The sequence below is a fragment of the Amycolatopsis echigonensis genome (assembly GCF_014174495.1).
In the GTDB taxonomy this organism is placed as follows: domain Bacteria; phylum Actinomycetota; class Actinomycetes; order Mycobacteriales; family Pseudonocardiaceae; genus Amycolatopsis; species Amycolatopsis echigonensis.
This window is the reverse complement of sequence record NZ_JACJHR010000009.1, coordinates 90,898-114,400: the sequence shown is the minus strand read 5'-3', so window position 1 is coordinate 114,400 and position 23,503 is coordinate 90,898. Positions and strand designations below refer to the sequence as shown.

The window sequence follows — 23,503 nt, the reverse complement described above, 5'->3', positions numbered from 1 at the left end:
CTGAGCGATCCTCGGTTCCGCCGCTACCCGGCGGAAACCCACCCCTCCGCGGCGGCCGCCCGGCGGCGTTTCCTGCCCCGGCGCACCCCGGTGACCACCGCGCCCAGGAATCCGATCAGGAACGCCCCGGCCCCCGCCCCGACGAGCACCCGCCCCACGAACGGCCCCTGATCGACCTCCGGCGCGCCCGGCAGCCCCGCGGCGGTGAACGCCGTCGTCGGGGGCAGGGTGCGCACCCACCACGGGTTCGCTCCGGTGGCCACGACCACCCCGTACACCTCGGACACCGGCACCGAGCCGCTGTTCCCTCCGTAACGGACCTCCACCTGCCGCGAGTCCCATCCCACGTCGCGTCGATCGCTGGCGAGAAACACCGTGCCCAGCGGGACGAGGACGTGGAACTGGGGGCCGTCGCCGCTCGCGTAGGATTCGTCGACAGACTTCCCGTTCACCACGATCCGCCGGGCACCGTCGCAGCACCGCACGTCATCGCCGCCCACGCCGATCACCCGGCCGATCAGGGCGTATGCCTTGTCGTCCGGTTGCGCGGGCATGCGTGCCAGCACTACGTCGCCCCGGTGGTAGACCTGCCCGTCCCGGTTGACGAGCACGGCAATCGTGTGGGCGGGCACCGCCGGGGCCATCGCGTTCACCGGCACCTTCACCCCGCGATAGCTGAACACCGTCACCAGCCCGTACCCGCATCCGGCCACCCCGGCCAGCGCGACCACGACGAACAGCGCCAGCACCGCCGAAAACCGGCGAGGCGCGCGGGACACCGGCGGCGGAGCCGGGAAACCGTCGATCACCTCGCGAGGATCGGCGAGAACCGCGGATCCGTTACGCGGCCCGGGATCGTCCGGGCGGATTGTGCCGTTCTGTCCATAATGGACACCCGAAACCATCCGGTGCCGTATAGGTCGTTATACAGACATCACCGGCCCAGGGTCGCGTGGCCGGGCCGGACATCGAACTGTCCCGTCGCGAACCCGGGATTCCAGGTGAACGCGACCGTTCCGGCTAGCGCCACCACGAAGGCCAGTCCGCCGAGCACCAGGACGAACACCTCGGCCACGATCGGGTAGACGCCGCCCATGAGCAGCCTCGGCCGCACGAGCAGCCAGGCCAGCCAGGTCGCCACGCCGAGCGCGAAACACACCGCGGCCACGGACACCGCCGCGACGGCCAGGCCGCGGCCAGGTCTGTCCCCGGAAGAGGCCACGGTTCCAGAGTCAGGTTCGGTCATCAGCCAGTAACAGCACCCAACCCGACAGAATTCGGCGTTCCGCCCGCGGGCACCCGGACGCACCAGTACCGGACACGCCGAAGGCCGCCCCCGGCGAACCGGAAGCGGCCTTCGCACGCACCGAACCTCAGACAGTGAAACCGAGCGCCCGCAACTGCTCGCGGCCGTCGTCGGTGATCTTCTCCGGGCCCCACGGCGGCATCCAGACCCAGTTGATCCGGAAGTCGTTCACCAGGCCGCCGGACGTCAGCGCCGCCGACGTCTGGTCCTCGATCACGTCGGTGAGCGGGCAGGCCGCCGACGTGAGCGTCATGTCCAGCGTCGCGGTGTTGTCGGGTTCCACCCGGATGTCGTAGACCAGGCCGAGGTCCACGACGTTGATGCCGAGTTCCGGGTCGACGACGTCGCGCATCGCTTCCTCGACGTCCTCGATCTTGGCGATGTCGGCGGGGACGGCGGCGGCCTGCTCGGGCAGGTCCGCGGCGGTGCGCCCCTCGCGCGGGTCGGTAGCCGTCTCTTCGCTCATGCCTTCTCAGCTCCTGTGGTGGTGCTGGACACCGCGTCCTTGAACGCCATCCAGCCGAGCAGGGCGCACTTCACGCGCGCCGGGTACTTCGCGACGCCGGCGAACGCGACGCCGTCCTCCAGTACGTCCTCGTCCGGTTCGACCTTGCCCTTGCCCTGCATCAGCTCCACGAAGGCGTCCATGGTCTCGAACGCCTCGCCGACGCTGTGCCCGACGACCAGGTCGGTGAGCACCGACGCGGACGCCTGGCTGATCGAGCAGCCCTGCCCGTCGTACGACACGTCCTCGACCTTGCCGTCGCTGACCTTCACCCGCAAGGTGATCTCGTCGCCGCAGGTCGGGTTGACCTGGAACGACTCCGCGTCGAACGGTTCGCGCAGGCCGCGCCCGTGCGGGTTCTTGTAGTGGTCCAGGATGATCTCCTGGTACATGCTCTCGAGATTCATCGCGCAGCCCCGTCCTGAGCCACCCCGAAGAACTTCTGCGCCTCGCGGATCCCGGCGACCAGAGCGTCCACTTCGGACAAGGTGTTGTACAGGTAGAAGCTCGCCCGCACGGTCGCCGGCACCGAGCAGGCCCGGTGCAGCGGCCACGCGCAGTGGTGCCCCACCCGCACCGCGATGCCGAGGCTGTCGAGCACCTGGCCGGCGTCGTGCGGGTGCACGCCGTCGATCACGAACGCGACGGTGGCGCCGCGGTCCTTCAGGTCGGTCGGCCCGACGATGCGCACGCCCGGGATCTCGCTGATGCCCGCGATCGCGGCCGCCGCCAGCTCGTGCTCGTGCGCCGCGACGCGGTCCATCCCGATGGCGGACAGGTAGTCCACCGCCGCGCCGAGGCCGATCGCCTGCGACGTCATCGGCACCCCGGCCTCGAACCGCTGCGGCGGCGCGGCGAACGTGGTGCGCTCCATCGTGACCAGCTCGATCATCGAGCCGCCGGTCAGGAACGGCGGCATCGCCTCGAGCAGTTCGGTCCGGCCGTACAGCACGCCGATCCCGGACGGGGCCAGCATCTTGTGGCCGGAGAACACCGCGAAGTCGACGCCGAGCGCGTGGAAGTCCACCGGGAAGTGCGGCACCGACTGGCAGGCGTCGAGGACGGTCAGCGCGCCGACCTCCCTCGCCTTCGCCACCAGCTTGGCCACCGGGTTGACGGTGCCGAGCACGTTGGACTGGTGCGCGAACGCGACCACCTTCGTGCGCGGCGTGATCACCCCGTCGAGGTCGGACAGGTCGAGCCTGCCCTCGGAGGTGACCTTGAACCACTTCAGCGTCGCCCCGGTGCGCTGGCACAACTGCTGCCACGGCACCAGGTTCGCGTGGTGCTCCATCTCGGTGATGACGATTTCGTCGCCCTCGCCGATCCGGAACCGCTCCGCCTCGGGTCCGGCCGTCGCGGCGTTGCTCATCGCGTACGCCACGAGGTTGATGCCCTCGGTGGCGTTCTTGGTGAACACCAGCTCCTCCGGGTCCGCGCCGACGAATTCCGCGGTCTTGGCACGCGCGGATTCGTAGGCGTCGGTGGCCTCTTCGGACAGCTGGTGCGCGCCGCGGTGCACGGCCGAGTTCGACGTGAACACGTACCGCCGTTCCGCGTCGACCACCTGCACCGGCCGTTGCGAGGTCGCCCCGGAGTCCAGGTACACCAAGGGTTTCCCGTCGCGCACGGTGCGCGTCAGGATCGGGAAGTCGGCACGCAGTGCCGCCACGTCAAGGGGAACAGAGTTGGTCGGGCTGTTCGAAGCCGTGGTGGTCATCGAGCCAACTCCTCTCTCTCGGTGTCGTCGGGAACGGGGCGCGGAAAACGGTCAGGCCTTGGCGGGCTCGGGAGAGCCGGCGTACTTGACGTAGCCGTTCTCCTCCAGCTCGTCGGCCAGCTCGCGGCCGCCGGACTCGACGATGCGGCCGTCGGCGAAGACGTGCACGAAGTCCGGGGTGATGTGCCGCAGGATGCGGGTGTAGTGCGTGATCAGCATGACGCCGACCTCGTTGCCCGCCTTGTATTCGTTGACGCCCTCGGACACGACGCGCAGCGCGTCGACGTCCAGGCCGGAGTCGGTCTCGTCGAGGATGGCGAACTTCGGCTTGAGCAGCGCCAGCTGCAGGATCTCGTGGCGCTTCTTCTCGCCGCCGGAGAAGCCCTCGTTCACCGAGCGCTCGGCGAATTCCTGGGAGATGCCGAGCTTGCCCATCTCCTCCTTGACCTCCTTGACCCAGTGGCGCAGCTTGGGAGCCTCGCCCCGGACCGCGGTGGCCGCGGTGCGCAGGAAGTTCGACATCGAGACGCCGGGGACCTCGACCGGGTACTGCATGGCGAGGAAGAGGCCGGCGCGGGCGCGCTCGTCGACGCTCATCTCGAGCACGTTCTCGCCGTCCAGCAGCACCTCGCCGGAGGTCACCGTGTACTTCGGGTGCCCGGCGATCGCGTAGGACAGGGTGGACTTGCCGGAGCCGTTCGGGCCCATGATCGCGTGCGTCTCGCCCGACCGGATGGTCAGGTTGACGCCCTTGAGGATCTCCTTGGCTCCGTCTTCGGTGGTCACCGAAGCGTGCAGGTCCTTGATTTCCAGGGTAGCCATTCTGCTTTTCCTAAAGAGTCTGAAGTGGACGGACGACGGGCTCAGGCGCCCACGGCTTCGAGCTCGGCCTCGATCGCGGCTTCGAGGCGCTCGCGCACCTCGGGCACGCCGATGCGGGCCAGGATCTCGTGGAAGAACCCGCGCACGACCAGCCGCCGCGCGGCCTCCTCGCCGATCCCGCGCGACTGGAGGTAGAACAACTGCTCGTCGTCAAACCTTCCCGTGGCGCTCGCGTGGCCGGCGCCCTCGATCTCGCCGGTCTCGATCTCGAGGTTCGGCACCGAGTCGGCGCGCGCCCCGGGGGTCAGCACGAGGTTGCGGTTCAGCTCGTAGGTGTCGGTGGCCTCGGCGGCCGCCCGGATCAGCACGTCGCCGATCCACACCGTGTGCGCGCCGTCGCCCTGCAGGGCGCCCTTGTACATCACGTTGGACTTGCAGTTCGGCACCGCGTGGTCCACGAACAGCCGGTGTTCCTGGTGCTGGCCGGCGTCGGCGAAGTACAGGCCGAGCATCTCGACGTCGCCGCCGCGGTCGGCGAAGGTCGCCGTGGGCGACACGCGCACCAGGTCGCCGCCGAGGGTGACCACGGTGTGCTTGAGCGTCGCGTCGCGGCCCAGCCGCAGGTGCTGCTCGGACACGTGCACCGCGTCGTCGGCCCAGTCCTGGACGCTGACGACGGTGATCTTGGCCGAGTCGCCGATGACGAACTCGACGTTGTCCGCGTAGGTGCCGGAGCCGACGTGGTCGAGCACGATCACCGCGTTGGCGAACGCCTCGGCGCGCACCTGCAGGTGGCCGTAGGCGACCTTGCCCTCGCCGGGGCCGTGCACGCGCAGCACCGACGGCTTCGACGTCTCGGTCTCCTTCGGCACCGTGACGATCGTGGCCTTGGCGAACGACGAGTACGCCTGCGCCGCGATGCGGTCGCTCGGCACGCCCGCCTCGCCGAGGCGCGCGTCGTCGCGGCCGACGGTCTCGATCTTCAGCTCCGGCGCGGCCTCGGTCTCCAGCGTGATCTCGCCGGAGGCGACGGCGGACCCGTCGTGCAGGCCGCGCAGGCGCTTCATCGGGGTGAAGCGCCAGTTTTCCTCCCGGCCGCCGGGGACCTCGAAGGCCTCGACGTCGTAGGAGGTGAACCGCTCCGCGCGGGAGGCCGCCGGGATGACGGCCCCCTCGCGGAGCGCCTCGGAAACGTTGTTCTCCGAGGCCACGGACTGTGTTGACTCCATTTAGCCGACGGACCCTTCCATCTGCAGCTCGATCAGGCGGTTCAGCTCGAGCGCGTACTCCATCGGCAGCTCGCGCGCGATGGGCTCGACGAACCCGCGCACGATCATCGCCATGGCCTCGTCCTCGGCCAGGCCGCGGGACATCAGGTAGAACAGCTGCTCTTCGCTGACCTTGGACACCGTGGCCTCGTGGCCCATGGACACCTCGTCGTTGCGGATGTCCACGTACGGGTACGTGTCCGACCGCGAGATGGTGTCCACCAGCAGGGCGTCGCAGACCACGCTGGAGCGCGAGTGGTGCGCCCGCTTGGCGACCTTGACCAGGCCGCGGTAGGACGTGCGGCCGCCGCCGCGCGCGACCGACTTCGACACGATGGTCGAGGACGTGTGCGGCGCGAGGTGCTCCATCTTCGCCCCGGCGTCCTGGTGCTGGCCCTCGCCCGCGAACGCGACCGAGAGGACCTCGCCCTTGGCGTGCTCGCCCATCAGGAAGACCGACGGGTACTTCATCGTCACCTTGGAGCCGATGTTGCCGTCGACCCACTCCATGGTCGCGCCCTCTTCGCACTTGGCGCGCTTGGTGACCAGGTTGTAGACGTTGTTCGACCAGTTCTGGATCGTCGTGTAGCGGCAGCGGGCGCCCTTCTTCACGATGATCTCGACGACCGCGGAGTGCAGCGAGTCCGACTGGTAGATCGGCGCGGTGCAGCCCTCGACGTAGTGGACGTAGGCGTCCTCGTCGACGATGATCAGCGTCCGCTCGAACTGGCCCATGTTCTCGGTGTTGATCCGGAAGTAGGCCTGCAGCGGGATCTCGACGTGCACGCCCTTCGGCACGTAGATGAACGAGCCGCCAGACCACACCGCCGTGTTCAGCGCGGAGAACTTGTTGTCGCCGGCCGGGATCACGGAGCCGAAGTACTCCTGGAAGATCTCCGGGTGCTCCTTGAGCGCGGTGTCGGTGTCCAGGAAGAGGACGCCCTGCTCCTCCAGGTCCTCGCGGATCTGGTGGTAGACGACCTCGGACTCGTACTGCGCGGCGACGCCGGCCACGAGGCGCTGCTTCTCCGCCTCGGGAATGCCCAGCTTGTCGTAGGTCTTCTTGATGTCCTCGGGCAGGTCGTCCCAGCTGGCCGCCTGCTTCTCGGTGGACCGCACGAAGTACTTGATGTTGTCGAAGTCGATCCCCGAGAGGTCGGCGCCCCAGTTCGGCATCGGCTTGAGGTCGAACAGCTTGAGCGCCTTCAATCGGGCGTCGCGCATCCACTCGGGCTCGGACTTCTTCGCGGAGATGTCGAGGACGACATCCTCGTTCAGACCGCGGCGGGCGCTGGAGCCAGCCTCGTCGGAGTCCGCCCAGCCGAAGGCGTATTTGCCCAGGGACGCGATGGTCTCTTCCTGGCTCAACGGCTCGGTGGTGGGAGTGCGCTGCTCGGCAGCGGCAGTCATGCGGGTTTCCCTCCATTCGGGATCCGTGGTGCGTGCCCTTCCGGCGGCGGGGCCGCTTCTCCGGGCGTCGTGCGGTCCGGCTCGGGATGGGCCGGGATACCCGCCGGTCCGGCGGGTACGTGTGTGGTGCACGCGTTGTCTCCGCGCGCGATGGTCGCCAGCCGCTGGACGTGGGTGCCCAGCAGCTTCGCGAACGCTTCCGTCTCGGCCTCGCACAGCTGCGGGAATTCCGCGGCGACGTGCGCGACCGGGCAGTGGTGCTGGCACAGCTGCGCGCCGACGTTCGCGGCCGGGGCTCCCGCGCCGATCTGGCGGGTCGAGGCAGCGTAGCCCTCCCTGCTCAGCGCGGTGGCGAGGGCCTCGGCGCGCTCCACCGGATCATCCGATCCGGTGATCGCCTGGCGGTGCGGGCCGACGAGTCCTTCGACCCGGCGCTCGGCGAACGCGCGCACCGCGTCCGGGCCGGCGTGCTCGGCGAGGAAGCGGATGGCCGACACCGCGAGGTCGTCGTAGGCGTGCCCGAACCGGGCCCGGCCCGCCTCGGTGAGCAGGAAAAGCTTGGCCGGGCGGCCGCGTCCGCGCGGGCCCCTGCGCGGGGCGTCGCGGGTCTCGGCCTCGCCGTCGGCCTGCAGCGCGTCGAGGTGCCGCCGGATGGCCGTCGGGCTGATGCCGAGCTGCTCGGCGACCACCGCGGCGGTCATCGGGCCCTGCTCCAGCAGCAGCCGGGCGACCTCGTGCCGGGTGCGTCCCTCGGCCACGTTCACGGCGCTGACCTGCACGGGAACGCCGACGGCCGCGGTGCGCGGCTGGTCGCCGCGCCCCTCGCCGATGGTCCCGTTCTTTTTCACAACACAAGTGTGTCTTATTTCCGGCCGCCGGGCAAAGGCGGGGTGTTGCGCAGTGACCCGACTCACGCGGAAACCGGAGCGCGCCCGCGCCCGGAGGTCCGTGAAGGGCTCCTTGAGGGAATCTAATTCCCTCAAGGAGCCCTTCACGGACTGCGAACCCGCCCTCGATACGCTTCCGGGCGTGGCAGTCGGCGAACACCCGGATCAACGGGCACCGGAACCGGACGTATCCGGCACATCCGGCGACACCGTGACCGCGCTGCCCGCGACCGCTCCGTCTCCCGTCGGCCCGCGCCGCACCGATCCGCTGAACGCCGCCGAGACCCGCGGCCTCGACGTGGTCCGCCGCTTCGGCACGGTCGGCTCGCTGTTCCTCGCGCTCGGGTCCCTCGGGGCCGGGGCCGCGCCGGTGATCAACCCGGTGCAGGACCTGCCGGTGCTGCGGCTGTTCATCCGGATCCCGACGGTGTCGCTCGCGATCGCGTTTTCCGGGATGGGCATCCTGGTGCTGAGCTGGCTCATGCTCGCCCGGTTCGCCCGTCCGGCGAGCGCGCGGCTGGCCACCAGCGGCCAGCTCGCCCGCACCGTCGCGATGTGGGTCGCGCCGCTGCTGCTGATCCCGCCGCTGTTCTCCCGCGACGTCTACAGCTATCTCGCGCAGAGCGAGATCGTCCACCGCGGCATGGACCCCTACCAGCTGGGCCCGGCGCAGGCGCTCGGCGTCGCGGACCCGCTCACCGCGGGCGTCACCAACATCTGGCGCGAGACGCCCGCCCCGTACGGACCGCTGCTGCTGCGGCTCGGCGGCTGGCTGGCCCCGGTCGGCGGCAACAACATCGTCGCCGGCGTGCTGCTGCAGCGCGGTCTCGCGATGGTGGGCGTGCTGCTGATCGTGTGGGCGGTGCCGCGGCTCGCCCGGCGGTTCGGCGTGCAGCCGGCCACCGCGCTGTGGCTCGGCGCGGCGAATCCGTTGCTGATCTTCCATTTCGTCGCGGGCGCGCACAACGATTCGCTGGCCATCGGGCTCATGGTGGCCGGGCTGGAGATCGGCATCCGGCGGCTGCCGGTGCGGGTCAAGGGCGACAGTCCGCCGCCGCTCGCGAAGGGCGAATTGCTTTTCATCGCGCTCGGCGTCGTCATCATCACCGTCGGCGCCACGGTCAAAATCCCGGCCGTGCTGGCGTTGCCGTTCCTTTCGGTGATGGTCGCGCGCAGGTGGCACGGACGGCTGAAAGACCTCGTGTGGGCGGGCGCGCCGATGGCGCTGCTGTTCGGCGTGGTGCTGACCGCGATCTGCGTCGGCACCGGACTGGGCTTCGGCTGGATCGGCGCGACGGCGAGCACGCCGGGGCTGGTGCGGTCGTTCATCTCCCCCACCGCGGAGATCGCCAACCTCAGCGGCGTCCTCGGCATCACGCTCGGGCTGGGCAACCACACCGACGCGCTGGTGCCGATCCTCGGCACGCTCGGCAACGTGATCACCGCGGCCGTCACGATCAAATTCCTGTGGGCCAGCTTCAAATGGCGGTACCGGCCGATCATCGGCCTCGGCGTCTCGCTGGGCGCGGCGATGATCCTGCAGATCAACCTCCAGCCCTGGTACCTGCTGTGGGCGGTGATCCCGCTCGCCGCGGCGGCCGGGACGTCGCGGTTCCGGGTGGTCGCCACGGTCGTCAGCGCCGCGCTGCCGTTCCTGCTGCCGCCCACCGGCGGCACCTTCGACGGCCGCTCCTACGTCCTGCCGTGGGCCTACGGCGCGGCCGCTCTGGTGACCCTCGGCGGCCTCGCGATCGTGTACCGGCTTTCGCCGCTGCTGTTGTCCAGGACACCTCCGGCGTCCCCAGCACCGCGCGCGCCCGCTGACGTCGTATCGTGATTCGTTGTGGACAACCCCGCCGTCGAGATCTCCGGCTTGGCGAAAAGCTACGGCTCCACCACCGCGGTCGACGGCATCGACCTGCGCATGGAGCGTGGTTCCCTGCTGGCCCTGCTCGGGCCGAACGGCGCCGGAAAAACGACCACTGTCGAGATTTGCGAGGGTTTCCGCAGACCTGACGCGGGCCAGGTGCGCGTGCTCGGGCTCGACCCCGTCGCGGACAGCTCTCAGCTCCGCCCCCGCGTCGGCATCATGCCGCAGGGCGGCGGCGCGTACCCGGGCGTGCGCGCGGAGGAAATGCTGCGGCTGGTGGCGTCCTGCGCGGCGAATCCGCACGATCCGGCGTGGCTGCTCGAAGTGCTCGGGCTGGGCGGCGCGAAGCGGACGCCGTTCAAACGGCTCTCCGGCGGGCAGCAGCAGCGGCTGTCCCTGGCGTGCGCGCTGGTCGGCCGCCCGGAGCTGGTGTTCCTGGACGAGCCGACCGCCGGCATGGACCCGCAGGCGCGGCGGCTGGTCTGGGACCTGCTCGCGGCCCTGCGCGCGGACGGCGTGAGCGTGCTGCTCACCACCCACCTGATGGAGGAGGCGGAAACGCTGGCCGACCAGGTGGTGATCGTCGACCACGGCAAGGTCGTCGTCGAAGGCACGCCGCATTCGCTGACGCTCGAGGCGGGCGAGGCGGCGCAGCTGCGGTTCCGCGCCCGCCGGAAGCTCGACACGACGCTGCTCGAAGCCGCGCTGCCGGAGGGGTACCGGGTCAGCGAAACCGCGCCCGGTTCGTACCTGGTGGAGGGCGCGGTCGACCCGCAGGTGGTCTCCGCCGTCACCGCCTGGTGCGCGCAACAGGGCGTACTGCCCGAACAACTGCAAGTCGGACGGCGGACCCTCGAAGAAGTGTTCCTCGAACTCACCGGACGGGAGCTGCGCGCATGAGTTCTCCGTTCCCCGCGGGCACTTTCGCCCCCGCACCCGGCCGCGGTTCGCTCGGCAAGATGCTGCGCACGCACGCGCGCGTCGAGGCCGCGCTGACCCTGCGGCACGGCGAGCAGCTGCTGCTCACCCTGATCATCCCGCTCGCGCTGCTGATCGGCCTGAGCCTGCTGGACATCCTGCCCGCGAGCCAGCTCGGCTCGGCGTCCAAAGTGGACTGGATGACGCCGAGGATCCTCGCGCTGGCGGTGATGTCGTCGGCGTTCACCGGCCAGGCGATCGCGCTCGGCTTCGACCGGCGGTACGGCGTGCTGAAGCGGCTTTCCGCGACGGCACTGCCGCGCTGGCTGCTCGTGGCCGGACGGCTCGTGGCGGCGCTGGTCGTGGTGCTGCTCCAGTCGGTGGTGCTCGGCGTGGTGGCAGCTTTCCTGGGCTGGTCTCCGTCGGCCGCCGGGATCGGCTCCGCGGTGGTGCTGCTGGTGCTGGGGACGCTGGCGTTCGGCGCGCTGGGCGTGCTGCTGGGCGGCGCGTTGCGTGCGGAAGCGGTGCTCGCGTTGGCGAACATCGTGTGGTTCGTGCTGCTGCTGGCCGGCGGCATCCTGCTGGCTCCGTCGGCGTTGCCGTCCGGGGTCGGGCTGGTGGTGTCGCTGCTGCCGTCGGGCGCGCTGGCGGAAGGCATGCGCGCGGCGCTGGTGGACGGCCAGTTCCCGGTCGGGCCCGCGGTGGTGCTGGTGGTATGGGCCGTGGCGGCCGGAGCACTGGCGACGCGGACCACGAAACTTACCTGAATCCCACATCCTTTTTTCTGGATCACCGCGGAAATCAGGCGGCTAATGTGACCGCCACCGCACCCGATTCCTTGCGCACGCTGGCAAATCTCGGCGGAACAATACCGCCGCGTGAAGGCGGGAAAACGCGCGCGAGTATTCTTTCCGCGTGTCCCTTCGCAGTTTGATCGCCCGCCTGCCGTATCCGTCCGCCGGGGTCCAGCGCGCGGTCGGGATCGCCGCGGTGGTCGCGCAGGCAGGCATCGGCGTCACCGGTTCCGTGGTGCGCGTGACCGGGTCCGGGCTGGGATGCCCGACCTGGCCGCAGTGCGTCGCGGGCAGCCTGGTGCCGGTGCGCCATCCCGGCATCGACGCGGTCACCCAGTGGATCGAGTTCTCGAACCGGATGCTGACCGGCGTCGTGATCGTCGTGGCCGCACTCGCCGTGCTCACCGCGTGGCGGATCCAGATCGACCACCCGGAGCGCAAGCGGCTGGTGAAGCTCGCCTGGACGATGCCCGGCGGCGTCGTGCTGCAGGCGGTCATCGGCGGGATGACCGTGCTGGCGAAACTGGAATGGTGGACGGTCGCGATCCACTTCCTCGCCTCCACGCCGCTCGTGTGGCTGGCGGTCCTGCTGCTGAAGGCGTTCCGCGAAGGAGACGAACCCGCGCGCCCGCTGGTCCCGAAACTGGGACGGCAGATGCTGGTGCTGCTGACGGTGCTGATGTGGGCCGTCCTCATCGCGGGCACGACGGTCACCGGAGCGGGCCCGCACGGCGGCGACGTCAACACGCACCGGCTCGACGCCCCGATCGAGCAGCTGGCCCGGATCCACAGCGGCCTGCTGGTCGCGTACCTGCTCGTGCTGGGCGTCTTCGGGCTCACGCTGATGCGCGTCGGCGCGCCGAAGCGCGTGTGGCAGCGGTACGCGTGGGTGTGGATTGTCGCGCTGCTGCAGGGCGTTCTCGGTACCGTGCAGTACGCGCTGGGCGTGCCGGAGGCGATGGTGTCCTTCCACGTGCTCGGCTCGGCCCTCGTGATCGTCGCGACCGCGTTGCTGTGGACCGGCACCCGCGACCGCGGACCGGTCACCTCGCTGGAGCCCGCGGAGAAGCGGGAACTCGCCACCGCGAACTGACGGTCATCCGGGCGTAACTGCGCGTCGGCCCGGCGGACAGGTCCGCGGCTTACCGTCGTCGCCGTCCGGCTTTCCGAAAAGCCCGAGGTGCCGCCATGCCGACCGCCCCTGCCCGCCCCGGAAAACCTCTTCTCTCCGGCCGGCGCGGGACCGCCGAGATGCTCGTGCTCAAGACGTTCCTGCTCGTGCCGTTCGCCGCGCTGATCGCCGCCGTGCCGCTGCTGTGGGGATGGGGCATCGGCTGGACCGACCTGATCCTCGCGACCGTCTTCTACGTGCTCGCCACCCTCGGCGTGACCGTCGGGTACCACCGCTATTTCACGCACGGCGCGTTCAAAGCGGGCCGCCCGCTGCGGATCGCGCTCGCGATCGCGGGCAGCATGGCCGTGCAGGGTTCGGTGATCTTCTGGGTCGCGAGCCACCGCCGGCACCACGCGTTCTCCGACCGGGAGGGCGATCCGCATTCGCCGTGGCTGTTCGGCACCTCGCCCGCGGCGCTGCTGCGCGGGTTCTGGCACGCGCACATGGGCTGGATGTTCCAGCGCGAGGTCACCAACGCCGACCGGTTCGCCCCGGACCTCGTCGGCGACCGCGACCTGCGCGTGGTGAACCGGTTCTTCTGGCTCTGGATCACCCTCAGCCTCGGCCTGCCCGCCGCGCTCGGCTGGGCGTTCAGCGGCACCTGGCAGGGCGCGCTGACGGCGTTTTTCTGGGCCGGGCTGGTGCGGATCGCCTTCCTGCACCACGTGACCTGGTCGGTGAACTCGGTGTGCCACCTGATCGGCGACCGCCCGTTCGCCAGCCGCGACCGCGCGGCGAACTTCTGGCCGCTGGCGCTGCTGTCCATGGGCGAGTCGTGGCACAACTCCCACCACGCCGACCCGACCTGCGCCCGGCACGGCGTGCTGCGCGGTCAGGTGGACGTGTCAGCGCGGGTGATCTGGGCGTTCGAACGCCTCGGCTGGGCGACCGACGTCCGCTGGCCGCGAGCGGAACGCCTCGCCGCCAAACGCGTCCAGCAGCCCGGCTGACTGTCCGTGAAGGGCTCCTTGAGGGAATCTGATTCCCTCAAGGAGCCCTTCACGGACCTTTAAGCTAGGCCAGCTGCTGCCGGACCGCCGACGCGAACCGCAACGGCGCACCCGCGTCCGCGTGCCGGAACCCCAGCGACGGCTCAGTCAATTCCAGCTCCAGGACCAGCGGACGACCGTCGTCGCCACGGACCAGATCGACCCGCGCGTACAGGAGTTCCGCCCGCAAAATCCCCAGCAGCCCGCACGCGGCGTCCAGCGCGTCCTCCGCCGCCGCGCGCACCTCCGGGGCCGGAACCGCGGCCGCGAGCCGCTCTTCCCGGTACAGCCCGGAAGCGTCCACTTCGGACTCCAGCGGCGCGAATTTCGTGAAGGCATGCGAATAAACGCCGCCGAAGTACACCACGGCGATCTCGCCCTGAGTGTCCACACTGGACTGATACGGCTGCACGAGCGCGGTGCGCCCCTCGTCGTGCAACGCGCGGAGATGCTTCTCCGCCTCGGCACCGGCGGCCTCGAACCGGGCGGCCCCGCGGCCTCCCGCGCCCACCGAAGGCTTCACCACGAACGGCTTCTTCGGCCAGCGCGGCTTCTCCCCCGGCGGCACGATCTCGACCGGCACCGTCGGCACGCCCGCGTCGAGCAGTTCGCCGAGATACGCCTTGTCGGTGTTCCAGCGCACGACCGCGGCCGAATTGCTCAGCCCCGGCACGTCTTCGCACCAGCGGAGAAATTCCTCGCGACGCTCCGGGTAGTCCCAGGCGGCGCGCAGCACCACGACGTCCGCGGAAGCGAAGTCGGCACCGGAATCCCAGGCCGCCCAGCTCAGCGTGAACCCGAGGTCCGCGAGCGCGGGCAGCACCGCGGCCTCGTCGCCGTCGCCCTCGGGCAGCGCGGCGCAGCCGACGAAAATCGCCGAGCGGGTCACCGGCCGGCTCGCGGCCCGGCCATCTTGCGCCGGTGCGCGGCGCCGATCTTCACCGTCTTCACGGTTTCGCTGTCCCACTCGGCGGCCTCGAGGTCGTCGACCTGCTCGACCAGCGCGGTCCCGGTCTCGACCCCGTCGACCAGCACGTCGCCCATCGCCCCGTCCGGGCCCACGAGCACGACGCGCGCGCCGGCGATGCCGATGTTTTCGACCACCGCGCGCGACGGTTTGCCGTGCTTGGCCACGAAGGCGCGAGCGGACGCCAGCTGGCGGGCAGTGGGCGCGGTCGGCGTGTTTTCGGTCTCCTCAGCCACGTCCGGAGCTTAACCCGAGACCCCCACCCCCGCGGCCCGACCGTGTTCTCGGCCATAGTGGACGTCAGACGCGCACATCTCGAGGAGGAAGCATGCCGACCGCAGTGCAGGTGAGCCGGACCGGCGGCCCGGAAGTGCTGGAACTGGCCGAGATCGAGCCCGGTCCGCCGGGCGCGGGCGAACTGCTGGTCGAGCTCGCCGCGGCGGGCGTCAACTACATCGACACCTACCAGCGCCAGGGCATCTACCCGATCGACCTGCCGTTCGTCCTCGGCTCCGAGGGCGCCGGGACGGTCGTGGAGACCGGCGAGGGCGTCACCGAATTCGCCCCCGGCGACCGCGTGACCTGGCAGGGCGTGCTCGGCAGCTACGCCCAGCGCGCGGTGGTCCCGGCCAGCGCCACGGTGAAGGTGCCGGACGGCGTGTCGGACGAGATCGCCGCGGCCACGATGCTGCAGGGCATGACCGCGCACTACCTGGTGCGTTCGACCTACGAGGTCAAGGCGGGCGACGACATCCTCGTCCACGCGGCCGCCGGCGGCGTGGGTTTGCTGCTGGTGCAGCTGGCGAAGGCGCGCGGCGCGCGAGTCCTGTGCACCGTGTCCACCGACGAAAAGGCTGAGCTGGCCCGAGGCGCGGGCGCGGACCACGTCATCCGCTACGACCGCGAGGACTTCGCCGCCGTGACCCGCGAGCTGACCAACGGCGAAGGCGTCGCCGTGGTGTACGACGGCGTGGGCAAGAGCACCATCGACGGCAGCCTCGCGAGCCTGAAGATCCGCGGCACGCTGGCGCTGTTCGGCGCGGCCAGCGGCCCGGTGCCGCCGATCGACCCGCAGCGGCTCAACTCCGGCGGTTCGCTCTTCCTGACCCGCCCGACGCTCGCCCACTACCTGCGCACCCGCGAGGAACTCGACTGGCGCGCCGGCGAACTGTTCGCCGCGGTGCGGGACGGTTCGCTGAACGTCCGCATCGGCGGCCGCTACCCGCTCGCCGACGCCCGCAAGGCCCACGAGGACCTGCAGGGACGCCGGACGACCGGGAAGCTGCTGCTGATTCCCTGACTCAGGAAACCGAAAGGGCGTCGGTCACGAACACCAGCGTTTCGTTGGGCGCGATGCCGCGTCCGCCGTCCTTGTAGGCGAGGGCGGGCGGGATGATCATCAGCCGCCGCCCGCCCTGTTTGACGCCGACGAGGCCCTGGTCCCAGCCCTCGATCACCTGGCCGGCGCCGAGGTCGAGGCCGAACGGCTCGCCGCGGTCGAACGAGCTGTCCAGCTTCTTCTTGTCCGACCAGGTGACGACCAGGTAGTTCATGGACAGCTTCGACCCGGCGGCCGCGGCCTTCCCGGTGCCCGCCGAGAGATCCTTGGTGAGCAGCTTCTTCGGCGGGGCGCAGCCGTCCGGGATGGTGATCGTCGGGACCTGGCCGAAGCTCCCGGTGGTCTTGATGTCGTCCGCGGTGCATTCGCGGTTCGGGGTCGCCGGGGCCGCGCTGCTGTCGCCGCCGCAGGCGGTGAGGCCGAACACGGCGACTGCCGCGACCGCGCCGAGGACGGCTGTCCTGCCGAATTTCTGCATTCCGGAAGATTAGCCAAGGCCTCCGAGAGCCGGGACCGGCGGACCAGTACGCACCACGCCGAGCCGTTGCGTCGCCCGGGTCAGCGCCACGTACAGGTCGTTGAGCCCGCGCGCCGACCCCGACACGATCTCGTCCGGCGACACCAGCACGACCCCGTCGAACTCCAGCCCCTTCGCCCAGTCGACCGTCAGCACGCTCAGCCGCTCGTCCTCCGGAAGCAGCTTCCGCACTTCGTCCCAGCGGCCGCCAGGCACCAGCACCGCCACCGTTCCACCGTCCACAGCGGACAGTTCGGCGTCCACCAGCGAAGGCAGTTCCTCTTCCAGCGATTCGACCTTCACGCCCCACGGCGGCACGCCGGTCTCCCGTACCGACACCGGTGCGGCCAGGTCCACGTCGAGTTCGGCGAGCACGCCCGCCGCGACCGCCATGATCTCCGCCGGGGTCCGGTAGTTCACCGTGAGCTGCTCCAGCCGCCAGCGGTCCGCGACGTACGGCGACAGCACCTCGTCCCAGGTCCGCGCTCCCCCGGCGGCCCCGGTCTGCGCGACGTCGCCGACCAGCGTCATCGACCGGTTCGGCGTGCGGCGCATCAGCAACCGCCAGTCCATCGCGGACAGTTCCTGCGCCTCGTCCACGATCACGTGCCCGAACGTCCAGGTCCGGTCCTGCGCGGCCCGCTGCGCCGCGGTCAGCTCGCTGCGCGCCTGCTGGCGTTCGGCGAACAACTCGGCGTCCAGCACGTCGGACACCCGCAGGATCTCCTCGTCCTGGATTTCCTCGTCCTGCTCGAGAATGTCCAACACGCCCTCGGCATAGGCGCGCTCGACGCGTTCCTGGCGCTTCTGCTCGGCCTGCTCCTCGGAGTCGTCGCTGCCGAGCAGTTCGGCCAGTTCGTCGAGCAGCGGCACGTCGGCGGGCGTCCACTTCGCGTCGCGGCCGCTTTCCAGGTGCTTCCGGTCCTCTTCGGACAGCAGCTCGCCCGCCGCCCGGTCGAGGTGTTCGCGCTCGGCGAACAGGTCGTCCAGCAGGCCCGCCGGCGTGAGTTTCGGCCACAGCGAGTTCAGCGCGGCCGCGACCGACGGGCTCGCCGCCAGCTCGGCGCGGATGTCCTGGACGTCCTGTGCGTCCAGCAGGTCCTCGCCCAGCGAGCGGGCGGCCTGCCGGGTGAGCGCGTCGAGGACGTCGGACACGAACAGCCGCCGCGCGAGGTTGTGCGGCCGCCGCGAGCGACGGGCCCGGGCGCGCGCCTGCGTGCAGGTCTTCCGGTCCAGCTTGAGGATCTCGCGTTCGTGCTCGATCTCGATCACCGGATCGGGTACACCTTGCCGGTCGCGGACCGCCTTGGCGAGCACCTCGGCCATCACCAGCCGGCCCTTCACCTCGGCCGCTTCCGGGGAGTCGACGCCGTCGGCGTCCAGGCCCGGCCACAGCTGCCCGATGGTCGACAGCAGCACGCCGGTCTCGCCGAGCGACGGCAGCACCTGGCCGATGTAGCGCAGGAAAGTCGAGTTCGGGCCGACGACGAGCACGCCCCGCGTGGTCAGCTGCTGGCGGTGCGTGTACAGCAGATACGCCGCGCGATGCAGGGCGACCGCGGTCTTCCCGGTGCCCGGCGCGCCCTGCACCACCATGACTCCGCCGAGCGGCGCGCGGATGATCCGGTCCTGCTCGGCCTGGATGGTGGCGACGATGTCGGCCATCTCGCCGGTCCGCCGCCGCTCCAGCGCGGCCAGCAGCGCGGCCTCTCCGGCGAGCCCGAGGTCCTGGCCCTGGTCAGCGGCGGTCAGATCGAGGATCTCGTCGTCGAACCCGGTGACGCGACGGCTCAGCGACCGCAGATGCCGTCGCCGGCGCACGCCGTCCGGCGACGCGGCGGTGGCCAGGTAGAACGGCCGCGCGACCGGCGCGCGCCAGTCGATCAGCAACGGCCGGTAGTCGTCGTCCTCGTCGAACAGCCCGAGCCGTCCGATGTACGCGGTTTCCTCGTCGGATGTGCCGGGAACGAAGTCCAGCCGCCCGAAGCACAAGCCCTGCTCGACCGAGCCGAGCTGGGCGAGCCGGTCGCTGTGCAGAGCCGTGGCGGCTTCGCGTTCGGTCCGCGCCTGCGGCGTCCCGCCGGTCTGGCGCAGGGTCTCGTCCAGCCGGCGCTGGGTCTGGGCACGTTCGGCGTCGAGCTTCGCGAACAGGGCGTCGGTGTAGGCCTGCTCTCGGCGCAGCTCGGCTTCGTAGGCCGGTTCCTCGGGCAAGGAAAGGTCCTGCTTTCAGGTCGGGATCGGGGCCGGAAGAGTGCAACCGGCGAGGATCCCGGGCCATTCCTGCCCGGTCCGAAACGGGTCAGTACGGCTCAGAACGGGAGGCCGAGGACCGGCAAGCCGATCGCCGAGTCGACCGCCAGCGCGACGAACACGATCATCAGGTACGTGTTCGACCGGTGGAACAGCGCCATCGGCTTGGTCTCCTCGCCGCGGTGCACGGCGGCCTGCAGCCGGTGCGCGTAGAAGAGGAACCAGCCGCCGGCCAGGATCGCGAAGGTCGCGTACAGCCAGCTGGTGACCGGGAGCAGCAACAGCGTCCAGGCGACCATCACCCACGAGTAGATGACGATCTGCCGGGCCACGTGCTCGGCGGTCGCGACGACCGGGAGCATCGGCACGCCCGCGCGCTCGTAGTCGTCGCGGTACTTCATGCCCAGCGCCCAGGTGTGCGGCGGGGTCCAGAAGAAGATCACGCCGAACATCACGAACGCGGGCCACTGCACGGTGCCGGTGACCGCGACCCAGCCGATCAGCACCGGCATGCAGCCGGCCGCGCCGCCCCAGACCACGTTCTGCGACGTCCGCCGCTTGAGGCCGAGGGTGTAGACGAAGATGTAGAACAGGATGGTCGCGATCGCGAGGACCGCCGCCAGCAGGTTCACCGTGAAGTACAGGACGGCGAACGAGGCGATGCCCAGGACGAGCCCGAAGACCAGCGCGTTGCGCCGCGGCACCGCGTCCTTCACCAGCGGGCGCCGCTTGGTGCGGTTCATGACCTTGTCGATGTCGCTGTCGATCACGCAGTTGAGCGCGTTCGCGCTGCCCGCGGCCATCGTGCCGCCGACCAGCGTCGCGACCACCAGCCACGGGTTCGGCACCTCGCGCCCGGCGAGGAACATCGCGGGGATCGTGGTGACGAGGAGAAGCTCGATCACGCGCGGCTTCGCCAGTGCGGCGTACGCGCCGGCCACCTGGCGGAAGCTTCGCCGGGCCCCGCGCGGTCGCCCGCCGTCCGGGGGTACGGCGCTGGTGTCTTCACTGCGTCCGTGCGCAGCGTTCACCAACGACATTTCTCTCCCTGAGTCAGTCCTGGGCCGGGCGGCCCGGAAGAAAAGGTGGTGCTCGGTGACATCTCCCGTGCCTGGCCCGCGATCGATGTTAGACGTGGCGGACCGGCTCGACGCCCGCGGGTCCGGGACACGCCCGGCGGTGTCTCGTCCGTCACGTCCGCCGCCGCGGGCCGCGATGAGTCGCGAAAGCCCGCGGCGGGTAGCCGGAAACCGACAGGCGGGCAGGATCACCTCACCCGCGGGGCTGTCGCCCGCGCTCGCGCGCACGCGTACGCACTAGGGTGACAGCGTCGGGCCGCTCGCTCCGCCTGCACAGCGCCGTCAGCAGGAATATCGTCCCTTCGGGATCGATTGAGATGACTGAGGGCGCACAGCGCGGCACCCGAGCGGCACGCACGGAATACAGCCACCACTTCACCGACGCAGGAGTTCGAGTTCAGTGTCCGAAACCTCTAGCAGCGAGACCAACCCCTTGCTCCGGCGCAACCTGCCGGCCGACTGGACCGAGACCGACACCCGCGCCGTGGACACCGCCCGCGTGCTGGCCGCGGACGCCGTGGAAAACTGCGGCAGCGGGCACCCGGGCACTGCGATGAGCCTAGCGCCGCTGGCGTACACGCTGTTCCAGCGCACCATGCGGCACGACCCGGCCGACCCGGAGTGGCCCGCCCGCGACCGGTTCGTCCTGTCCGCCGGGCACTCCAGCCTCACCCTCTACATCCAGCTGTACCTGGCCGGGTTCGGCCTCGAGCTGGAGGACCTCAAGCAGCTGCGCCGCTGGGGTTCCAAGACCCCGGGCCACCCGGAGTACCGGCACACCAAGGGCGTCGAGACCACGACCGGCCCGCTGGGCCAGGGCCTCGCGAACGGCGTCGGCATGGCGATGGCGGCGCGGCGCGAGCGCGGCCTGCTCGACCCGGACGCCCCGGCCGGCGAGAGCATCTTCGACCACCACATCTACGTGATCGCCTCCGACGGCGACATCGAAGAGGGCGTCACCTCCGAGGCCTCGTCCATCGCGGGCCGCCAGCAGCTGGGCAACCTGATCGTCTTCTACGACGACAACAAGATCTCGATCGAGGACGACACCAACATCGCGCTGTCCGAGGACGTCGCGAAGCGGTACGAGGCCTACGGCTGGCACGTGCAGACCGTCGAGGGCGGCGAGGACGTCGTCGCGATCGAGGCGGCCATCAAGGCGGCGCAGGCCGAGACCCAGCGTCCGTCGTTCATCCAGCTGCGCACGATCATCGGCTACCCGGCCCCGACGAAGATGAACACCGGCAAGGCGCACGGCGCGGCGCTGGGCGCGGACGAGGTCGCCGGCGTCAAGAAGGCGCTGGGCTTCGACCCGGAGAAGAACTTCGACGTCGAGGACGCGGTGCTCGCGCACACCCGCCAGGCGATCGAGCGCGGCGAGAAGCAGCGCGCCGAGTGGCAGGAGCGCTTCGAGGCGTGGGCCGCGGCGAACCCGGAGCGCAAGAAGCTGGCCGACCGGCTGTCGACCCGCACGCTGCCCGAGGGCTTCGCGGACAACCTGCCGTCGTGGGAGCCGGACGCCAAGGGCATCGCCACCCGCAAGGCCTCCGGCGAGGTGCTGAACGCGCTGGCCGAGCCGCTGCCCGAGCTGTGGGGCGGTTCCGCGGACCTGGCGGAGAGCAACAACACCACCATGAAGGGCGCCGACTCGTTCGGCCCGGCCGAGGCCGGCACCGACATGTGGAAGACCAACCCGTACGGCCGCACGCTGCACTTCGGCATCCGCGAGCACGCGATGGGCTCGATCCTCAACGGCATCGCGCTGCACGGCGGGACCCGCCCGTACGGCGCGACCTTCCTCACCTTCTCCGACTACATGCGCCCGCCGGTCCGGCTCGCCGCGCTGATGAAGGCGCCGGTCATCTACGTGTGGACGCACGACTCGATCGGTCTCGGCGAGGACGGCCCGACCCACCAGCCGATCGAGCAGATCGCCGCGCTGCGCGCCATCCCGGGCCTCAACGTCGTCCGCCCGGCGGACGCCAACGAGACCGCGTACGCGTGGAAGGCCGTGCTGGAGGACGTGCACCACCCGTCCGGCTTCGCGCTGACCCGGCAGAACGTGCCGGTGCTGGAAGGCACGAACGCCGAGGGCGTCAAGAAGGGCGGCTACGTGCTGGCCGAGGCGTCCAACGGCAGCCCGGAGGTCGTGCTGATCGCGACCGGTTCCGAGGTCCAGCTTGCGGTCGAGGCGCGCAAGACCCTCGAGGCCGACGGCATCCCGACCAGCGTCGTGTCGATGCCGTGCGTCGAGTGGTTCGACGCGCAGGAGCAGGACTACAAGGACGCGGTGCTGCCGCCGACGGTCAAGGCCCGCGTTTCGGTCGAGGCCGGGATCGCGATGCCGTGGCAGCGGTTCACCGGTGACGCCGGGGTGAACGTTTCGATCGAGCACTACGGCGCTTCGGCCGATGCTGCCACGCTGTTCCGCGAGTTCGGTTTCACCGCCGAGGCCGTGGTCGACGCCGCGCGTCGCTCGATCGCCAACACCAAAAACTGAAATGCCGCCTCATCCCCACCACCCACCCTCAACGGAGGCGCTACGCGCCCAGAAGGGATGAAAACCATGAGCACTGATCGGCTCGCGCAGCTGTCCGAGGCAGGCGTCTCGATCTGGCTGGACGACCTCTCGCGGGAGCGCCTGAACTCGGGCAACCTCGCCGGGCTCATCCGCGACAAGCACGTCGTCGGCGTGACCACCAACCCGACCATTTTCGCGAATGCGCTGTCGAAGGGCGACGCGTACGACGAGCAGGTCAACGAGCTCGCCGCGCGCGGCGCGGACCTCGACGGCACCGTCCGGGAACTGACCACCACCGACGTGCGCAACGCCGCGGACCTGTTCCGCGACGTGTACAACGCCACGAACGGCGTCGACGGCCGCGTGTCCATCGAGGTGGACCCGCGCCTGGCGAAGGACACCGAGAAGACGGTGGCCGAGGCCAAGGACCTGTGGAAGACCGTCGACCGGCCGAACGTGATGATCAAGATCCCGGCGACCGAAGAAGGCCTGCCCGCGATCACCGCGGTGCTCGCCGAGGGCATCAGCGTCAACGTCACGCTGATCTTCTCCGTCGAGCGCTACGAGGCGGTCATCAAGGCCTTCTTCGCCGGCTTGGAGCAGGCGAAGGCCAACGGCCACGACCTCAAGGGCATCCACTCGGTCGCGTCGTTCTTCGTGTCCCGGGTGGACACCGAGGTCGACAAGCGGCTGAACGCGATCGGCACCGACGAGGCCAAGGCGCTGCTGGGCGAGGCGGCCATCGCCAACGCGCGGCTCGCGTACGCGGCCTTCGAGAAGCTGTTCGCCACGGACCGGTGGAAGGCGCTCGCCGAGGCCGGCGCGAACGCGCAGCGTCCGCTGTGGGCCTCCACCGGCGTGAAGGACCCCGCCTACTCCGACACCCGTTACGTCGACCAGCTCGTGGTCAAGGACGTCGTGAACACGATGCCCGAGAAGACCATGGACTCGGTCGCCGACCACGCCGAGATCACCGGCGACACGGTTTCCGGAAAGGGCGAGCAGGCGCAGGCGATCTTCGACAAGCTGTCGGCGGCCGGCATCGACGTGCCGGACGTGTTCGTGACGCTGGAGACCGAAGGCGTCGAGAAGTTCGAGAAGTCCTGGCAGGAACTGCTGGACACGGTGACCGGGCAGCTGAACAAAGCGAGGGGCTGAACCAGAGAC

Annotated in this window: 22 protein-coding genes; 8 read left to right on the top strand and 14 right to left on the bottom strand. The window is 70.4% G+C overall.

Going from position 1 to position 23,503, the window contains the following annotated elements; all coding sequences use genetic code 11:
• Positions 1–23 precede the first annotated feature (23 nt).
• The 9 genes from lepB to H5411_RS08935 all read right to left on the bottom strand — a co-directional run bounded on the left by lepB (position 24) and on the right by H5411_RS08935 (position 7,879).
• Positions 24–905 (bottom strand): signal peptidase I, encoded by an 882-nt coding sequence (gene lepB, locus H5411_RS08975; protein WP_101438606.1) that lies wholly within the window; start codon positions 903–905, stop codon positions 24–26.
• Positions 906–934: 29 nt separating this feature from the next.
• Positions 935–1,222, bottom strand: a complete 288-nt coding sequence (locus tag H5411_RS08970; RefSeq protein WP_312877968.1) for a hypothetical protein — start codon at positions 1,220–1,222, stop codon at positions 935–937.
• A 151-nt stretch (positions 1,223–1,373) separates the two neighbouring features.
• Complete coding sequence (locus H5411_RS08965) at positions 1,374–1,772, bottom strand: metal-sulfur cluster assembly factor (RefSeq protein ID WP_037359221.1); 399 nt, start codon at positions 1,770–1,772, stop codon at positions 1,374–1,376.
• Positions 1,769–2,218, bottom strand: a complete 450-nt coding sequence (gene sufU, locus H5411_RS08960) for a Fe-S cluster assembly sulfur transfer protein SufU (RefSeq protein WP_101438604.1) — start codon at positions 2,216–2,218, stop codon at positions 1,769–1,771. The genes H5411_RS08965 and sufU overlap by 4 nt, the downstream gene beginning before the upstream one ends.
• Entirely contained in the window at positions 2,215–3,531 is a 1,317-nt protein-coding gene (locus H5411_RS08955; RefSeq protein WP_101438603.1) for a cysteine desulfurase, read from the bottom strand. The genes sufU and H5411_RS08955 overlap by 4 nt, the downstream gene beginning before the upstream one ends.
• A 51-nt stretch (positions 3,532–3,582) precedes the next feature.
• Complete coding sequence (sufC, locus tag H5411_RS08950) at positions 3,583–4,353, bottom strand: Fe-S cluster assembly ATPase SufC (RefSeq protein WP_101438602.1); 771 nt, start codon at positions 4,351–4,353, stop codon at positions 3,583–3,585.
• Between the two features lie 41 nt (positions 4,354–4,394).
• Positions 4,395–5,582: a Fe-S cluster assembly protein SufD gene (sufD, locus tag H5411_RS08945; protein ID WP_101438601.1), complete on the bottom strand. Its 1,188-nt coding sequence runs from the start codon at positions 5,580–5,582 to the stop codon at positions 4,395–4,397.
• The gene (gene sufB / locus H5411_RS08940) at positions 5,583–7,031 is read right to left on the bottom strand and encodes a Fe-S cluster assembly protein SufB (protein WP_101438600.1); all 1,449 of its coding nucleotides are present in this window, start codon (positions 7,029–7,031) and stop codon (positions 5,583–5,585) included.
• Positions 7,028–7,879 (bottom strand): helix-turn-helix transcriptional regulator, encoded by an 852-nt coding sequence (locus H5411_RS08935; RefSeq protein WP_208637463.1) that lies wholly within the window; start codon positions 7,877–7,879, stop codon positions 7,028–7,030. Before H5411_RS08935 ends, sufB begins: the two co-directional genes overlap by 4 nt.
• 250 nt (positions 7,880–8,129) lie before the next feature.
• Between H5411_RS08935 and mptB the strand changes: the two genes are divergently transcribed.
• From mptB to H5411_RS08910, 5 genes are all read left to right on the top strand, one after another.
• The gene (gene mptB, locus H5411_RS08930; RefSeq protein WP_183123566.1) at positions 8,130–9,755 is read left to right on the top strand and encodes a polyprenol phosphomannose-dependent alpha 1,6 mannosyltransferase MptB; all 1,626 of its coding nucleotides are present in this window, start codon (positions 8,130–8,132) and stop codon (positions 9,753–9,755) included.
• A gap of 6 nt (positions 9,756–9,761) precedes the next feature.
• Positions 9,762–10,688 carry an ABC transporter ATP-binding protein gene (locus H5411_RS08925; protein ID WP_183123524.1) on the top strand — a complete coding sequence of 309 codons (927 nt, stop codon included), beginning with the start codon at positions 9,762–9,764 and terminating at the stop codon, positions 10,686–10,688.
• A complete protein-coding gene (locus H5411_RS08920; RefSeq protein WP_183123523.1) occupies positions 10,685–11,473 on the top strand; it encodes an ABC transporter permease in 789 nt (262 codons plus the stop codon). Before H5411_RS08925 ends, H5411_RS08920 begins: the two co-directional genes overlap by 4 nt.
• Before the next feature lie 148 nt (positions 11,474–11,621).
• Positions 11,622–12,593, top strand: a complete 972-nt coding sequence (locus H5411_RS08915; RefSeq protein WP_183123522.1) for a COX15/CtaA family protein — start codon at positions 11,622–11,624, stop codon at positions 12,591–12,593.
• Positions 12,594–12,688: 95 nt separating this feature from the next.
• Positions 12,689–13,624 carry an acyl-CoA desaturase gene (locus H5411_RS08910; protein WP_101438597.1) on the top strand — a complete coding sequence of 312 codons (936 nt, stop codon included), beginning with the start codon at positions 12,689–12,691 and terminating at the stop codon, positions 13,622–13,624.
• A 64-nt stretch (positions 13,625–13,688) separates the two neighbouring features.
• Here H5411_RS08910 and H5411_RS08905 read toward each other — a convergent pair whose 3' ends face one another.
• Complete coding sequence (locus H5411_RS08905; protein ID WP_101438596.1) at positions 13,689–14,552, bottom strand: ATP-grasp domain-containing protein; 864 nt, start codon at positions 14,550–14,552, stop codon at positions 13,689–13,691.
• The gene (locus H5411_RS08900; RefSeq protein ID WP_101438595.1) at positions 14,549–14,866 is read right to left on the bottom strand and encodes a hypothetical protein; all 318 of its coding nucleotides are present in this window, start codon (positions 14,864–14,866) and stop codon (positions 14,549–14,551) included. Before H5411_RS08900 ends, H5411_RS08905 begins: the two co-directional genes overlap by 4 nt.
• Positions 14,867–14,958: 92 nt before the next feature.
• Between H5411_RS08900 and H5411_RS08895 the strand changes: the two genes are divergently transcribed.
• A complete protein-coding gene (locus H5411_RS08895; protein ID WP_101438594.1) occupies positions 14,959–15,930 on the top strand; it encodes a quinone oxidoreductase family protein in 972 nt (323 codons plus the stop codon).
• A 1-nt stretch (position 15,931) separates the two neighbouring features.
• Here the strand turns inward: H5411_RS08895 and H5411_RS08890 are convergent, their stop codons facing one another.
• The 3 genes from H5411_RS08890 to H5411_RS08880 all read right to left on the bottom strand — a co-directional run bounded on the left by H5411_RS08890 (position 15,932) and on the right by H5411_RS08880 (position 19,776).
• Positions 15,932–16,447 carry an FKBP-type peptidyl-prolyl cis-trans isomerase gene (locus tag H5411_RS08890; RefSeq protein WP_101438593.1) on the bottom strand — a complete coding sequence of 172 codons (516 nt, stop codon included), beginning with the start codon at positions 16,445–16,447 and terminating at the stop codon, positions 15,932–15,934.
• Between the two features lie 9 nt (positions 16,448–16,456).
• Entirely contained in the window at positions 16,457–18,697 is a 2,241-nt protein-coding gene (locus H5411_RS08885) for a HelD family protein (RefSeq protein WP_183123521.1), read from the bottom strand.
• A 98-nt stretch (positions 18,698–18,795) separates the two neighbouring features.
• On the bottom strand, positions 18,796–19,776 hold the full coding sequence (locus H5411_RS08880; protein ID WP_101438591.1) for a heme o synthase: 981 nt from the start codon (positions 19,774–19,776) through the stop codon (positions 18,796–18,798).
• Between the two features lie 439 nt (positions 19,777–20,215).
• Here H5411_RS08880 and tkt point away from each other — a divergent pair, with 439 nt between their 5' ends.
• Both tkt and tal read left to right on the top strand, forming a co-directional pair.
• Complete coding sequence (gene tkt / locus H5411_RS08875; RefSeq protein ID WP_183123520.1) at positions 20,216–22,315, top strand: transketolase; 2,100 nt, start codon at positions 20,216–20,218, stop codon at positions 22,313–22,315.
• 66 nt (positions 22,316–22,381) lie between these two features.
• Positions 22,382–23,494: a transaldolase gene (tal, locus tag H5411_RS08870; protein WP_101441176.1), complete on the top strand. Its 1,113-nt coding sequence runs from the start codon at positions 22,382–22,384 to the stop codon at positions 23,492–23,494.
• Positions 23,495–23,503: the final 9 nt, after the last annotated feature.